Origin of the sequence: Pseudomonas sp. GL-RE-29 (genome assembly GCF_019947275.1) — a bacterium.
Classification (GTDB): Bacteria; Pseudomonadota; Gammaproteobacteria; order Pseudomonadales; family Pseudomonadaceae; genus Aquipseudomonas; species Aquipseudomonas fluorescens_A.
In genome coordinates this window covers 1-15,308 of sequence record NZ_JAGYGD010000061.1, presented here as the reverse complement: position 1 = coordinate 15,308, position 15,308 = coordinate 1, and the positions used below count along the sequence as shown (strand labels likewise).

Here is a 15,308-nt window from a genome sequence, read left to right as displayed (position 1 = left end):
AGGCTGCGATCTTTGCTTTAAAGCCCCTGCTGCAAAGCCGGATCATCCGGGTTCATCTGCTCAAGCTGCGCCAACAGAATCTGCACGTTCTGCAGTTGTCCGCTTTCTTTCCAGTAATTGATCAACAAGACCCGCGCCTTACGGTCATTCGGATGACGCTGGACGATTTCCTGCAACTGCTTCTGCGCCGCTTCCAGCTCTTGCTCACCGTGCAACGTGGTGGCCAAGTCGTAGCGGTAATCCTTGTTGTCAGGCTCAAGTTCCACCGCTTTGGAGAGGCCGAGCAGGGCGAACTCACTTTGATCGTGATGCAACAACCAAAGTCCCAGTGCGTGTTGCAGATACGCCGAGTCGGGTTGCGCCTTCAGTTGTTTGGCCAACAGCTGTTGGGCCGCGCCGTTCTGGCCGAGTTTATCCAGCACTTCAATCTGCATCACTAGCGCCGGCAGGTTGTCGGGCGCCAGGCGCAAGGTCTGTTCCAGGGCCTGTTGTGCCTCTTTGAATTCGGCATTGTGCAGGTACAAGCGGGCCAGCTGATATTGATTTTCAGCGCTTTCCGGGGCGTTTTTCAGTACCTGTTGCCAGGCATCAATGGCCTGTTCCAGCGGCCCGAAGTACAAGCCGAGATCATCCGGCGACAGCCCCAGCAGCGCGTTGACCGCAGCAAAGCGCACATTCTGGTCACTGTCATCGAGCAGCGGCCCGAGCAACAGACTGCGCTGCCCACTGGGCACCAAGCCGCTGATGCTTTTGATCGCCGCAATGCGCACCTCGGGCGCCTCATGCTGCAAGTCCGCATCCGCCAGTTTCAGGGCCACGGAACTGGGGTAGTTGGGCAGTTCGGCATGCAGCCACACGCGCCGTTTCGGCGAAATATCAGGGCGAGCCAGTTGCTGGTAAAGCACCCGCGCCGCACCCGGCTGGCCGGCACGGGCCTTGGCCAGTGCTTCGCTGTAACCGCGTTTGATGGCCTCCGGTATTACAGGGGTAGTACTGCGCAGAAACGTCCATGCAAGGACGATGGCGAACAGGGCGCAAAGGCTGATAAGTAGATAACGGCGGGAATGAGACATGCAGAATCCGGGTTGGGAAGCTTTTGCAAAGTGGTCAGCTTCGGTCAGGGAGGGGCTGTGAGTCAAACCTTGGGCTTTTTTTGAAAGAGGATGTTGGGGCGGACAAATAACCTGTATGCATCTGATCTGATTAATGCGAACAAGCATGCCACCTTTTAAAGACGTTACCGCAGCCGGTCATCTGTCCCACACACATGCATCGAACAACTCTGCGCAGATGCGAGGTCCACTGCCAAATCACCTTTTGCACGCCCACAATGATTGCGCTTCCCTGCGTTCAATTCCCGTGATGAAGCTCAATGGTGACGTGCCCTCGCCGGTCCTTGATGCGCCTACGCTTTTTTCGGCGAGGGTCGACTTTATGAATCAGGCCGATCTTGACCGGCAATGGACCGCACTAAAGAAAACACTCTGTGATGAAACGCTCTGCGAACAGGAAGCGTATGCGGTTCTCAGCAGCGGCATTCTGCAGACGCCAACCGGCAAGGCCGTTGCCGGACTGTTTGCCGACGCGATGTTGCGCTCGATTCGACCTGTCGGGCAGCTGAGTGAAGAGCGGCTGGAAAAGATCGTCGACGTGATTTGTCATTTGCCACCTCAGCAATGGCAGGCGGCGTTGGGCGAAGCGGTGCGGTTTTCGCCTGGGCAAAGCGCCGACAGCGTGACGGGATTCATTCAGGCGCAGCTGGAACGCTCAGGTGCGCAGCGCGACGAGCGCATTGCCAACGACGAGTTGCTGTCGGATACGCAATGGGAGGGCGTCCAACACGTTGCCCGGCAGGCCCGACAGTACATTCGCCATTCAAGCGACAGCCAGCTCAACAGTGCATTGATGATGCTTGAAGACATGCGCAACGTGCGTCCCACGCCTCAAGAAGCACGGCACTTCCTGGCTGAGTTCGTTAAGCAACTCGACAACCCTCCACCGGGCGAACGCGTGCGTTGGCCGGAGCGTTTTCCCAAGGATGTCGAAGCTGTTTACGCGCAGTTAAAACCTGCTGAACAGACAGTGCAATCGTGGCTGGAATGGAGCATCGGGCCTAGCTGGCTGGAGAGTCTCGTTAGCCATCCGGTTTCGTTGTCGGCTTCAGTGAAGGCGCTGTTAGAAAACTTCACTTCGGGGGCGTCCACGGAATCGATTACACAGCCACAGGCCCAGGTTAGTTCGACCTCATTGCTCTCGAAGCTGCAAAAATTTGAGCGAAGTGCAGACTTTTCGACCTTCTCCCCGACAGGCCCTCTGATTCCGACCACCTTGGCCGAGTCGTTCGTCTGTGTCTTGAATGTGCTGAGTGCAGTGCAACCGTTATTGAACTTGCCTAGCCCGCCGCCACATAAGCTTCAGGCAACTCAAGACATGCCTGTACTGCCGCAGGATCCCAATGGAGAAACTTCGCCAGCCAATGCGCAGGCATTCCCATCGTGGGAAACGCTGGAACTGTTTGCAGCGCAGGCCGATGAACTTGCTAGCCAATTCATCAACAGTTTCATGCCATGGGACAGTGCCTATGCGCAAGACGTTGAGGCGGCCATGGAAATGCTCAACGAAGCGCAGAACGTCTATAGAGATACAACCAGACTTTTGGACGACTCTCAATCTGCCTCACTCTCCGCGCGCATGTCAGAGATGGGCGAGCGGTTGCACGACTGGCTCAACAGGATGAGTGTCAGTCTGGTCAGCACTGGTGCTGCCGTCCTCAGCCAAACCGGCGACTTGATTGAACGCCATCCACGCACTGCGATAGGCGCTGTTGCCGCTTACGTGGCGGTCGGCAACTTTTACGCCAGTTGGTTTCTGCCTGAACCGCAATCCCCGGATGATTCACCACAAGAGGCACTTGATTTCGATGAACTGGATGAAGCGTTCGTAACTTATGAAAAAACCATTGAGGGCATAGACGGACTGTTCGAGGAGCAGCCGGAGTTCGCCTTGGTAGTTGAAACGCTTATCAGCCAATCCGATTACCTTGATCCCGCTGATGATCCTCAGTTGGCAGAGGAAATCGAGGCGCTTTTAATGCAGCCCATGCCAGGCGACCTCAGTGTGACGTATCAGGAATACATTGAAGAACTCATCGAGTTGGCGCATTTAGAGGCGCTCGAAGAGTTTGAGGATGATGCCGAGGGCGAACCAACAACGCAGCCTGGATCCGGTGGGCAAACGGTATTTGACGCGACGGACCCTGTTCGCAAAAAAAGAAGTCTGCAAGGCATGTCTAACCAACCGGCTGAGAAGGGATCGGGGCCTGTACAGTGGCTGATTACAGCGGGGCGAGGCTCGATATACGCACGCGCTTCAGGTGGCTCGGATGACGTCATCGCTCCTACTCTGACGATCAAACAGGCCGCGGATAAATTCGTCGAAACCATTGAAGACATGCAGCGGTTGTCTGATCCTTCGATGTTCATACGCAAAGCCATTGCTGATACGATCGTCGACTCGGATTTGCCACCTCACATTAAGTCGGCCCTGAATTTCAAGACGAAATTCAATGTCACTTTCGAAACCCGTCGTGGGCTGCTCGAGGACTACAAACCGCTTTACACCCGTCGATATAAAGAGTTCGATTTGGCGCAGTTGTTTGCTGGGCAGCATAGAAAATGGGCAAAGGGTCGCGAAGAAATTCTCATACCCTGGCCGAATGGGTATACCGCTGAATTCAAAAACACAGTAGACCGAAATAATTTCGAAGAACAATACAAGGTTCAATCAGAAGCAGCATTTTCGCAACCCGGTTTTAATGACCTTTGGAAGCTACATAAGCAAAAGGAACTCCATCATACCCTCGTGGAATATTTGCAGGGAGAGCAGGGTTCGGTGGAAGGCAAGAGAGCCGCGAGAAATTTCCTGAATGGCGTTTTTCCGCCGCAACTCATCTCCATTCGCGACGGAGGGCTCAGCGCTCCCGATAAAGTGAGTAATGCAGTGTACTTGTACGATGCGACAGAAAACGTGAGGTTGTTCGTTTTTCTGGGCGGGAACAGCACAGTGATTGAACACCCGGTCGAGCTTTTGCAAAGAACCAAGTCGATAGAGAAATTTCCGGAACTCAGTCAGCTGTTGTCGCGTCGAATTGATTTGAAGGAGTTTCTGGCGCGTGACGAATATGATTTCAAATACAGTCTGGGCTATATCGATCCGGAGAGACTAAAGTTTAAAGTGTGGGATTATATTGAGGTGTTGCTCAATAATTTGAAGTTGATTGATAAGATCAATGGGAAAATACCTTATGAGGCAGTTGTAATTGATTGGGGATATCGAGACAGCGACTCAGTTTTTGAAGAGCTTTTTAATCGGCAAAAAGATCAGGTAGCGTCTGCTATAGACGTCTTGACTTCCACCCCTGACGAACGAATGACCGATAAGATTCTTGAACTAGTAGCGGACGTTTTCGCGAAGCTGTCGATATGTACGGCATTCTTGCCCGGGACGGGTAGTCTGGCCGCTGGCGTGTCGATGCTGTTTGGGCTGGCCTCCTCAGCGACGGATTTTGCACGGGGTGAACTGGAAGACGATCCTGAAGTGGCGGCACAACATAAAGCCGCCGCTCTTCGGGGGGCGGTGCTTGAACTCGCCGGGCCATTCGTAGGGCGACTGGTTGGTAAGGAGCTGACTAAATCGGTACACAACCGTATTGGCGCCGAAGTCCTTGATCGCATGGCGGCAAAAGATCTAATGCCAAAAAACATAGCCAAGTATTTTTCTGCAACGCGGTCGCGAAATGTGGTACTGACTGCGGCCAAGAAAATACCTAAATGGATTCCTCCGGTTGTCAAAAAGAGCGAAGAAGTCAGCGCGAAAATCAACAAGAAATTCGTAAACCAGCGAACCGTAAACCAGATAAATAATTTGCGCGAAGGTCCGGAAATTGCGCAACGTTTAATGGATGAAACGGGTTATACCTATTTTGCGAGCCCGTCCAAAGGGTATGTCTATAAAGGTTTTGTCATGCGTGGCGATATGAGGAAACCGAAGGTCGTCTTTGCGGATGGGTTCAAGTTGCGCACGCCTGTTAAAGACATTGGCGATGTAAATGGAATGCGCGGTGGATTTGGTGGAGGCAAAGATGCCCTCGATCTTGATGGCGCTGGTATATCCACTTCTGCCTTTTACAGTGAGAGTGGTGCAGGAGCCTTTCAATATGGGGGCAAGAGGGGGGGCTATACGTATGTCATTGATGGTAGAGATATGGAAGGGTTTCATCTGTATCAAAATCATGAATGGGCTTCACGTCCGACCTCTAAGTTGCGACACAAGCCTTACGAAATAAACTATGGAGAGAATATCCCGTCATCAAACATATTGGGTGCTTATGACAGTAATGGAATTTACATACCAAATCCTTCAGGTGTGAGTAGAAGCATTGATTTAAGTACGCCTGCGTCGGGCCTGAAAAAGGCTCCTGTTATCAAGAATGTTCCAATACGTAATAGCACAGATAACGCCGCCTATTTGGCTCCGGGGTTTGGCACTTAACCTGTCGAGACCCCAAACCTATGGCTACGCTTGTTGAGGACAAATCAACGAGCGTCCCCATGCAAGCGCTGCTGCAATACTTCAAGGCGATCATCCACCCCGGCCCCGGGGTGTTGCTGTTCGCCTTGAGAACCATTGCCGCCGGGCTGTTGACGTTGTACCTGGCCTTTGTGTTCGACCTCGACCAGCCCAAGTGGTCGATCATGGCCGTGGTCATCATCAGTCAGCCATTGGGTGGGATGGTGCTGGCTCGCAGTTTCGGTCAGGTCATCGGCACCACCGTGGGCGCGGCGGTTGCCGTGATTATCATGGCGATTTTCCCCCAGGCCCCGTTGCCTTTCATTATTACCTTGTCGTTGTGGCTGGCGCTGTGCACCGCCGGTGGCACTTTGTTGCGCTACACCAGCTCCCAGGCGTTTGTGCTCAGCGGCTATACGGCGGTCGTGGTGGGGCTGCTGGCGGTGCCGGATCAGGATGGCACCTTCTTGCTGGCCGTGACCCGCGTGACCGAGACGCTGCTGGCAGTGGCCTGTGTCTGTGTCGTCAGTCTGCTCACCGCGCGCCCGGAGTCGGTAGCCAAGGATTACTTCGCCAGAATCGACCAAGTGATCAAGTTGCTGGCGACCCATGCCGCCGCCGTTATTCGTACCGAGGAAAGCGAGGCCGACTTTCATCGTCGGCAAATGCAGCTGCTTGGGCAAATCAGTGCTCTGGAAGGGGTACGCCGGCATTTGTATTACGACGCGCCGCGGTTGCGTAGTGCAGACGATCTGGTGCAATTGCTTGGCAATCAATTGGTGCTGCTGACGGCAAGGCTCACCGCGTTGCGCCATCAGCGCGAATTGTTGCTGGAACGCTGGGAAGGCGAGATCCCCAGTGAAATACAGCATTTGCTTACCGAAGAACTGGTCTTTCTCGATGAACTGGCCTGGGAAGGGCGAGCGCTGTCGAGCGAGCAGCGGCGCCAGTTTTCTGCGTTACAAAAGCGTTTCGATGCGCTGGCTTACCGTTCGGAGCAACTGACCGAGCCCTTGAAAGCGACTTTGCGCTCGCTGTCATGGTCGTTGCGCTGGGAACAGGCGCGCATGCTGCAGCAGCTGGAAACGATTCTGGAATTGAGCGATGTGATCCAGAGCGGGCGCAAGGCCAGCAGTGTTTATCGCGGTCAGGCCAACCCGTTGCATCTGGATTTCACCCTGGCGGCGATGAACGCCATCCGCGCTTACTGCGCATTGATGGTGGCCGGGCTGATCTGGATTGAAACCGGATGGGACGGTGCCCGGGGCGGGATGGTGGTGGTGGGGATTCTTTGTTCCTTGATGGCGACGTTTCCCCGGCCGCTGTTGGCTGCCCAGAGCTTTGCCCGGGGGCTGGCACTGGCGCTGGTATTGTCGTCGTTTCTTCAGTTTGCGCTGGTGCCGATGATCAGCAGTTTTGAGTTATTGGCGCTGCTGCTGGCGCCACTGCTATATGCCGTCGCGGTGGGATTGTCCAGTCCGCCCACAACGGGCACGGGGATTGGGCTCGGGTTGATGACGTGTCTATTGTTGGGCCCGCAAAACACCGGGACAGGACAAAACAGCGCGATCCAGTGGTTCGAGTTTGCCGGCGCTTATGTGTGCGCGGCCACGCTGGCGTTGAGTGTCTATGCCCTGATATTCCCCTTCAGGCCGGTATTGCGGATTCGCCGGTTGTACAAGGAGAACTGCGAGCAGGTCTACGCCTTGCTGAAAACCCCGGCCACCGATGAAAACCAGTTTGCCTTCGAGAGTCGCATGGTCGACCGCCTGACCATGATGCTGGGATTGTTGCCCGCCATTCAGGACAAGCCATCGCGTGACCTGTTCGACGTCAGTCTGGGATGCATGGCGCTCGGCATCGCCTTGAACCAGCTCAGGCAGCAGGCGCAGAACAACACGTTGCTCAACCCGCAGATGCAAAGTCGATTGTTCGCCACGGTTCGCGAAACCGGCAGGCTGGTTGCTGGTCGGCCCGACATTGAGGTGGATCGTGTACTCGACAGCCTGCACGCATTGGGCGATGAACTGGACGCGCTGCATTCCAGCGTCCATGAACACCTGTGGTCGGTGTTCCGCATGCGCGTGGCGCTGTTGATCGTGGTGTCATTCCTTGAACGCCACCGTCGACACTTCGAATCCGTCAACTTGCAAGGAGTGCCTGCGCTTGCTCATTGATCTGGAAATAGGCGGCGTCTACCTGCCGCCGATCGCCCAGGCGTTACTGCTGGGAGTGCCGGTTTTCCTGGTGCTGGACTGGGTCCTGCGGCGCCTCGGCGTGTTGCAGTTTGTCTGGCATGAAGCGTTGTTCGAAGGCGCGTTGTACGCCTGCGTGTGCGCGACGCTGATCCTGCTGATGGGAGCCTGATGCCGTGAAGAAGATCCTTGCGCAACTTACGACGCTGGCGGTGGTGGCGCTGGCATTTGTGCTCGGCTGGTTTGCCTGGGAGCATTACACCCGCGCGCCGTGGACCCGCGATGCCCGAGTGCGCGCCGATGTGGTGACCTTGTCTGCCGATGTCGCGGGACGCATCGTCAAACTCGGCGTGCACGACAACCAGCACGTGGATAAGGGCCAGTTGTTGCTGGAGATCGATCCCTCGCGTTACCTCCTGGCGGTGGAACACGCCAAACGCTCGGTGGAAGTGGCGAAAGCTTCACTCGGGCAATCCGAGGCCACCATTGTTGCCAGCCAGGCGCTGCTCAGGCAGCGTCAAAGCGAAGAGCGTCGCCGACGGACCCTCAAGGAGCGCTCGGCGATCTCCGGCGAAGAGTGGGAGAAATCCAGCACCGAAGTCTCGGTGGCCCAGGCTGATTTGCTGCGCAACCAGGCCAACCTGGGTTTTGCCCAGGCCAACGTGCAACTGGCTATCGCGGCATTGGCCGAGGCTGAGCACGATCTGGAGCGCACCCGGGTCGAATCGCCGATCAGCGGCTTCGTTACCAATCTGCTGACCCGTCAGGGCGACTACGCAACGGCGGGTGGTCCGCTGGTGGCCTTGGTGGACGCTGACTCGTTTTATGTCAGCGGCTACTTCGAAGAAACCAAGCTGCCGCGAATCGGGGAAGGTGACCGGGTCGACATCGAGTTGATGAGTGGCGAACGTTTTGGCGGCACCGTGCAAAGCATCGCCTTCGCCATCGCCGACCGGGAAAACCTGCCCGGCGGACGGTTGCTGGCCAACATCAACCCCAGCTATACGTGGGTCAAACTGGCGCAGCGGGTGCCGGTGCGGATCAAGATCGATGACGATTACGCCGGCAAAGACAAGCTACGGGCGGGGACCACAGCAACCGTGACCGTCCAGGAACACCGCTAACCCTGTAGGAGCTGCCGAAGGCTGCGATCTTTTGATTTTGATCTAAAAAAGAAAAGTCAAAAGATCGCAGCCTGCGGCAGCTCCTACAGGGAGTTGTGTTGTGAGCAAAAAAAACCCCGCGACCGAATGAGGCGCGGGGCAAAGGAATTGGTTGGTTGCGGCCAACCAAAGGAGCTCTTTAAAAAACGTTACTTGCTGGCAACCGTCTCTGGCTGCCAGCCACCGCCGAGTGCCTTGTAGATCGCGACGATGCCGCGGTACAGGTCGACTTCTGCCTGGGCCTGGGTGTCTTCCGCCGCCAGACGCTCGCGCTGGGCATCGAGCAGGACGAGGAAATCCACCGTGCCTTCGCGATAGCGGATTTCCGCCAGATCGGCAGCGGATCGGCTGGACTCGCTTTGACGAATCAACGAAATCAGGCGCTGCTGGCGTTTGCCGTAGTCGCTGAAGGCGTTTTCCGATTCTTCCAGGGCCAGCAACACTTGCTGCTCGTAAGTCGCCAGCGCGCCTTCGGCGTCAGCATCGGCGCCGCGAATACGGGCACGCACGCTGCCCAAGTCGAATGCGGCCCAAGTGATGCTCGGGCCCAGTGCCCAGGCGTTAGCCGCCGAAGAACCGATCTGCGAACCACGCCCGGCGGTGAAGCCAAGGAAGCCACTCAAGCTGACCTTGGGGAACAAATCCGCCTTGGCCACGCCGATACGGGCGGTGGCCGACGCCAATTGCCGTTCGGCACTGAGAACATCCGGACGGCGTTGCAGTAACTCGCCTGGATCGCCGATCGGCAGAGCCTTGGCAATCGCCGGTAGGTTTTTGGGGCTCAGATCCACGCTCAACTTGTCCGGACGTTCACCCAGCAGCGTGGCGATGCGGTTCTTCTGCCGAACCTGCTCAGCCTGCAGTTGCGGCACGCTGGCTTCAACAGAGGCCAAGCGCGCATCCGCACGCTCAACATCGAGCTGATCGCCAACACCCGCATCACGCAAGCTGATGGTGATCTTTCGCGATTCCTGCTGGTTGTTCAGGTTGGCCAGGGCGATTTTCTCGCGCAGTTGCGCACCCCGCAGTTGGCCATAGGAGTCCACCAGTTCAGCAATCATGGTGACTTGCAGTTGGTACAGATCCGCCTCGAACGCTTGCTGTTCGGCATTGGCCGATTCCAGATTGCGCTGGATACGACCGAACAGATCGATCTCCCACGCCATGTCCAGGCCCAGGTCGTAGCGTTCGATATTGACCCGTTTGGTGGTCTCGCCCGGAATCTGGCTTTTGCCCAATTCACTGCTGGCACGGCTGGTGACGGTCGGCATGGCGTCATTGCTGACGTCATCGCGAATCGCCCGTGCCGCTTTCCAGCGAGCGAAGGCTACGCGCAAATCGCGGTTGCCTTTCAGGGACTCTTTCACCAATTGGTTGAGCGTCGGGTCTTCGAACTGCTGCCACCAAATGCCTTCGAAACGCGAGCGGTCGAAGTTTTTCTGACCGGCCGCGCCATCGGTGGCCGTGGTGATATTGGCCGGTTCCGTGGCTGGGGTCTTGTAGTCCGGGCCGACTGCACAGGCGCTTAGCGCCAGTACCAGCAGGCTCGGCAGGAAGGCTTTCAAACTCATCAATGCGACTCCAGCTGATTTTGCAGTTTCAGCGCTTTGGCGGCCTTGCGTGCCTCACCGCGTTCGACGAAGTTACGGATCAGTACGTAGAACACCGGCGTCAGCAACAGACCGAAGAAGGTCACCCCGAGCATTCCGGAGAACACCGCCACACCCATCGCATGACGCATCTCGGCACCGGCACCGCTGGAGAACACCAGAGGCACCACACCCATGATGAACGCGAAGGAGGTCATCAGGATCGGGCGCAGACGCAGGCGGCATGCTTCAAGCACGGCGGCCAGCGGGTTCATGCCTTCTTCCTGTTTATCCTTGGCAAACTCGACGATCAGAATCGCGTTCTTACAGGCAAGCCCCACCAGTACGATCAAACCGATCTGGGTGAAGATGTTGTTGTCGCCGCCCGAAGCAATCACACCGGTAATCGCCGACAGCAGGGTCATCGGTACGATCAGGATCACCGCCAGTGGCAGGCTCCAGCTTTCGTATTGAGCCGCGAGCACCAGGAACGCCAACAGTACGCAGAGCGGGAACACGAACAGCGCGGTGTTGCCGGACAGAATCTGCTGGTAGGTCAGGTCGGTCCATTCGTAAGTCATGCCGTTCGGAAGTTCTTCCTTGAGCAGTTTCTCGATGGCTTTTTCTGCCTGGCCGGAACTGTAGCCCGGGGCTGCGGCACCGTTGATTTCTGCGGTAACGAAACCGTTGTAGTGCGAGACGCGATCCGGGCCCGAGGTGTCGCTGACCTTGATGAAGGTCGCCAGCGGGATCATCTCGCCCTTGTTGTTACGCACTTTCAGCTGACCGATCTGGTCGGATTCGAGGCGGAACTGCTGTTCAGCCTGAACGTTGACCTGATAGGTGCGACCGAAGCGGTTGAAGTCGTTGGCATACAGCGAACCCAGGTAAATCTGCAGGGTGTCGAAGATGTCGCTGACAGCCACGCCGTGGGTCTTGGCTTTTTCCCGGTCGATGGCGGCATCGACCTGCGGCACGTTCACGGTGTAGCTGGTGAACAGGCCGGCCAGTTCCGGAACGCTGTGGCTCTTGGTGATGATGTTCATGGTTTCTTTGTACAGCTCTTCGTAGCCCAGGTTGCCCCGGTCTTCGATTTGCAGGCGGAAACCACCGATGGTGCCCAGGCCTTGTACCGGTGGCGGCGGGAAGATCGCCATGTAGGCTTCCTGAATCCCGGCGTACTGGCCGTTCAAGGCACCGGCAATCGCACCGGCGGACATGCTCGGGTCTTTACGCTCATCGAACGGTTTCAGGGTCACGAAGACGATGCCGGCGTTCGGGCTGTTGGTGAAGCCGTTGATCGACAGGCCTGGGAAGGCCACCGCACTTTCCACACCCGGCTGTTTCAGCGCCAGGTCGGACATGCGCTTAATCACGTCTTCGGTACGGTCCAGGCTCGCGGCGTCCGGCAGTTGCGCGAAGGCCACCAGGTATTGCTTGTCCTGGCCGGGTACGAAACCGGTCGGGGTGCTGGAGAAACCGAAGAAGGTCAGGACCATCAGGCCGGCATACAGCAGCAGGGCGATACCGCTTGAGCGGATCACGCGGGCAACGGTGCCGACATAACCATGGCTGGCCTTTTCAAAGAAGCGGTTGAACGGACGGAACAACCAGCCACCGAAGATCTTGTCCAGTACCTTTGAGAAACGGTCTTTCGGTGCGTCATGACCTTTCAACAACACGGCAGCCAGTGCCGGCGACAGGGTCAGCGAGTTGAAGGCGGAGATCACCGTGGAAATCGCGATGGTCAGGGCGAATTGCTTATAGAACTGCCCAGTCAACCCGGAGATGAACGCCGCCGGGATAAACACCGCACACAGCACCAGCGCCGTGGCGATGATCGGACCGGTCACCTCACGCATGGCGCGCTTGGTGGCTTCGACCGGGGTCAGTCCCAGTTCGATATTTCGCTCGACGTTTTCCACCACCACGATCGCATCGTCGACCACGATCCCGATCGCCAGTACCAGGCCGAACAGGGACAAGGCGTTCAGTGAGAACCCGAATAAGTGCATCACGGCAAATGTACCGATCAGCGAAACCGGCACCGCCACCAACGGAATGATCGAGGCGCGCCAGGTTTGCAGGAACAGGATCACCACCAGGACAACGAGGATCAGCGCTTCGAACAGGGTATGAACCACCGCTTCGATGGAGCCGCGCACGAAGATCGTCGGGTCATAGACGATGCTGAAATCCATGCCTTCCGGGAAGTTCTTCTTAAGCTCGGCCATTTTCGACCGAACCTGGTTGGAAATTTCGATGGCGTTGGAGCCTGGACGCTGGAAGATCGGGATCGCCACTGCCGGCTGGTTATTCAACAGCGAACGCAAGGCGTATTGGCTGGAGCCCAGTTCAACACGAGCGATATCTTTCAGGCGAGTGATTTCACCGTCGTCGCCGGAGCGAATGATGATGTTCTCGAACTCTTCCTCGGACACCAGACGTCCTTGAGTGTTAACCGACAACTGGAACGCCGTGGCATTTGGCGCAGGCGGCGCACCCAGCGCACCGGCCGCGACCTGACGGTTCTGCTCACGGATCGCGGTCACGACGTCGGTTGCGGTCAGGTTGCGCGAAGCGGTCTTGTTTGGGTCGAGCCAGACCCGCAGCGAGTAATCGCCCATACCAAACAACTGCACATCGCCGACACCGCCCAGACGCGCCAGCTCATCCTTGATGTTGAGCAGGGCGTAGTTGGACAGGTACAGCATGTCGTAGCGTTTGTCCGGCGACGTCAAGTGCACAACCATGGTCAGGTCGGGCGACGCCTTGTCCACGGTGATACCGATGCGCGTCACTTCCTCGGGAAGTTTCGGCTCGGTGCGGGTCACGCGGTTCTGCACCTGCACCTGCGCGTTGTCCAGGTCAGTGCCCAGGGCGAAGGTGATGGTCAGGGTGATCTTGCCGTCAGCGGTAGACTGCGAGGACATGTACAGCATGTTCTCGACGCCGGTGATGGCTTGCTCCAGCGGAGCGGCCACGGTTTCACCGATGACTTTAGGGTTGGCACCCGGGAAGTTGGCGCGGACCACAACGGTCGGCGGCACCACTTCCGGGTATTCGCTGATCGGCAACTGGAACAGCGAGATCGCACCGGCGATCAGGATCAGCAGCGATAGCACCGCGGCGAAGATCGGCCGGGAAATGAAGAATTGGGAAAAATTCATCGGAGTCGTTATCCCTTAACCGCGTGGAGTCGCAGCAGCCACTTTCACAACCGTACCCGGCGCGACCTTGGCAGGCGCGACTTGAGGCAGGTTGCTGGCTTCCAGCGCTTGTCGTTGTTGTGCGAGGGCCGCGAGTGTTTGTTCGCTGGCCATCGGGATCACTTCAGGAGTGACTGGTGAGCCAGGTCGTACCCGTTGCAGGCCCTTGACGATGATGGTGTCGTCCTTGTTCAGGCCGCTGCGCACGATGCGCAGGCCTTCGATTTTCGGACCCAGCTCAACCGCGCGGTAGGCGGTTTTGTTGTCGGCATCCATTACTAGCACGAACTTCTTGCCCAGGTCGGTACCAACCGCTTCATCGTTGATCAGCATGGCGCTGTAGGTGCCGCTGCCCACCAGTTTCAGCCGTGCATACAGGCCCGGCGTGTAGCTGCCGTCGCTGTTGTCGAACACGGCGCGACCACGGATGGTGCCGGTTTTCGGGTTGACCTGGTTGTCGATGAAGTTCATCTGACCCTGGTGCGGGTTGCCGTCTTCGTTGGACAGGCCCATGTAAACCGGGGTAGTGGCGCCGCGTTTGCCCTGGCGAGCGAGTTGCGTGTACTTGAGGAACACACGCTCGTCAGCGTCGAAGTAGGCGTAAACCTTGTCGGTGGAGACGACGCTGGTCAGCGGGGTGGTATCGGCGGTCACCAGGTTGCCAGCGGTGATCTCCGCACGGCTGACGCGACCACTGATGGGCGCGGTGACGCGGGTGAAGCTCAGGTTCAGTTTGGCCAGATCCAGTTGTGCCTGAAGGGCGCCGACGGCAGCGCGGGCTTCTTGTGCGGCGCTGGTACGCGAATCGGCCAGCTCGGCAGAAATCGCGTTGCTGGTGCGCAGGCGTTCACCGCGCTGGGCTTCGTTTTCGCTGCGGGTGGCGTTGGCGCGGGACTGGGCAACCAGTGCTTCGAGGCGGCGGACCTCGGCCTGGAACGGACGCGGGTCGATCTGGAACAGCAAGTCGCCTTTCTTGACCAGTGCGCCTTCAGTGAACGCCACTTCGTCGATCTGGCCCGAAACCCGTGGACGAATTTCTACGGTTTCCGGCGCTTCAAGGCGACCGGTGAACTCGTCCCACTCGTTGACCGGCTGCTCCAGCACCTTGGCGACGCTGACTTTGGCAGCGGGCAGGGTGGCGGCAGTTTCCGGAGCCTTGCCGCAGGCGCTCATCACCAGTACGGCCAAAACGGCCAACGGGAAGCGCAAATGTTTGAGTGACTGTTCCATGGATGCATCCGCCAATGTGTTGAGATTGGCGAATCATGCGCGGCGGGGTTGTATCGGACGAATCGAACGGGGCGAAGGTAACTATCATTCGGAATGATAGGAGAGGCCTTGGCAGCTCTCTAGCCTGCGCCTTATCTCAGTGGTTGATCAACTTGATTGATGGAGATTCTGTGTTGCTGAAAAAGCATTAATTGGCTTGAGACGAGTCGAGCCCATCGCTAGCAAGCTGTAGTGGTTCAGTTTTTTTAAACCATCCCGTAGGAGGATTAAGCCGCCTGTTGCTCGAACAGCGCAGGCGGCAAGTGGTTCGAGGCGGAGTGGCAACGGCGATAGTTGTAATGCGAGATGAATTCC

At 57.4% G+C, this 15,308-nt stretch carries 9 protein-coding genes; 4 read left to right on the top strand and 5 right to left on the bottom strand.

The features are described 5' to 3' along the window. Positions 1 to 17: 17 nt before the first annotated feature. Positions 18 to 1,073 (bottom strand): tetratricopeptide repeat protein, encoded by a 1,056-nt coding sequence (locus KGB21_RS28785; protein ID WP_223507491.1) that lies wholly within the window; start codon positions 1,071 to 1,073, stop codon positions 18 to 20. Positions 1,074 to 1,434: 361 nt separating this feature from the next. Between KGB21_RS28785 and KGB21_RS28780 the strand changes: the two genes are divergently transcribed. The 4 genes from KGB21_RS28780 to KGB21_RS28765 are packed head-to-tail and all read left to right on the top strand — an operon-like array spanning position 1,435 to position 8,887. Further along, on the top strand, positions 1,435 to 5,550 hold the full coding sequence (locus KGB21_RS28780; RefSeq protein WP_223507490.1) for a hypothetical protein: 4,116 nt from the start codon (positions 1,435 to 1,437) through the stop codon (positions 5,548 to 5,550). 59 nt (positions 5,551 to 5,609) lie between these two features. Further along, the gene (locus KGB21_RS28775) at positions 5,610 to 7,745 is read left to right on the top strand and encodes an FUSC family protein (RefSeq protein ID WP_223507489.1); all 2,136 of its coding nucleotides are present in this window, start codon (positions 5,610 to 5,612) and stop codon (positions 7,743 to 7,745) included. Further along, a complete protein-coding gene (locus KGB21_RS28770; protein ID WP_223507488.1) occupies positions 7,735 to 7,935 on the top strand; it encodes a DUF1656 domain-containing protein in 201 nt (66 codons plus the stop codon). The genes KGB21_RS28775 and KGB21_RS28770 overlap by 11 nt, the downstream gene beginning before the upstream one ends. Before the next feature lie 4 nt (positions 7,936 to 7,939). Further along, positions 7,940 to 8,887: a biotin/lipoyl-binding protein gene (locus tag KGB21_RS28765; protein WP_223507487.1), complete on the top strand. Its 948-nt coding sequence runs from the start codon at positions 7,940 to 7,942 to the stop codon at positions 8,885 to 8,887. A gap of 188 nt (positions 8,888 to 9,075) precedes the next feature. Here the strand turns inward: KGB21_RS28765 and KGB21_RS28760 are convergent, their stop codons facing one another. From KGB21_RS28760 to KGB21_RS28745, 4 genes are all read right to left on the bottom strand, one after another. Continuing rightward, the gene (locus KGB21_RS28760; RefSeq protein WP_223507486.1) at positions 9,076 to 10,497 is read right to left on the bottom strand and encodes an efflux transporter outer membrane subunit; all 1,422 of its coding nucleotides are present in this window, start codon (positions 10,495 to 10,497) and stop codon (positions 9,076 to 9,078) included. Then, positions 10,497 to 13,685, bottom strand: a complete 3,189-nt coding sequence (locus tag KGB21_RS28755; protein ID WP_223507485.1) for an efflux RND transporter permease subunit — start codon at positions 13,683 to 13,685, stop codon at positions 10,497 to 10,499. The genes KGB21_RS28760 and KGB21_RS28755 overlap by 1 nt, the downstream gene beginning before the upstream one ends. A gap of 15 nt (positions 13,686 to 13,700) precedes the next feature. Further along, positions 13,701 to 14,954: a multidrug efflux RND transporter periplasmic adaptor subunit MexE gene (gene mexE / locus KGB21_RS28750; RefSeq protein ID WP_034146546.1), complete on the bottom strand. Its 1,254-nt coding sequence runs from the start codon at positions 14,952 to 14,954 to the stop codon at positions 13,701 to 13,703. A 147-nt stretch (positions 14,955 to 15,101) separates the two neighbouring features. Next, on the bottom strand, positions 15,102 to 15,308 hold a 207-nt coding region (locus tag KGB21_RS28745), incomplete at its 5' end, for a hypothetical protein (protein ID WP_223507484.1).

Excerpts from the sequence above, each read along its gene's own strand:
- KGB21_RS28785 (WP_223507491.1), bottom strand. The coding sequence starts at position 1,073 with ATGTCTCATTCCCGCCGTTATCTACTTATCAGCCTTTGCGCCCTGTTC.
- KGB21_RS28780 (WP_223507490.1), top strand. The coding sequence starts at position 1,435 with ATGAATCAGGCCGATCTTGACCGGCAATGGACCGCACTAAAGAAAACA.
- KGB21_RS28775 (WP_223507489.1), top strand. The coding sequence starts at position 5,610 with ATGCAAGCGCTGCTGCAATACTTCAAGGCGATCATCCACCCCGGCCCC.
- KGB21_RS28760 (WP_223507486.1), bottom strand. The coding sequence starts at position 10,497 with ATGAGTTTGAAAGCCTTCCTGCCGAGCCTGCTGGTACTGGCGCTAAGC.
- KGB21_RS28755 (WP_223507485.1), bottom strand. The coding sequence starts at position 13,685 with ATGAATTTTTCCCAATTCTTCATTTCCCGGCCGATCTTCGCCGCGGTG.
- mexE (WP_034146546.1), bottom strand. The coding sequence starts at position 14,954 with ATGGAACAGTCACTCAAACATTTGCGCTTCCCGTTGGCCGTTTTGGCC.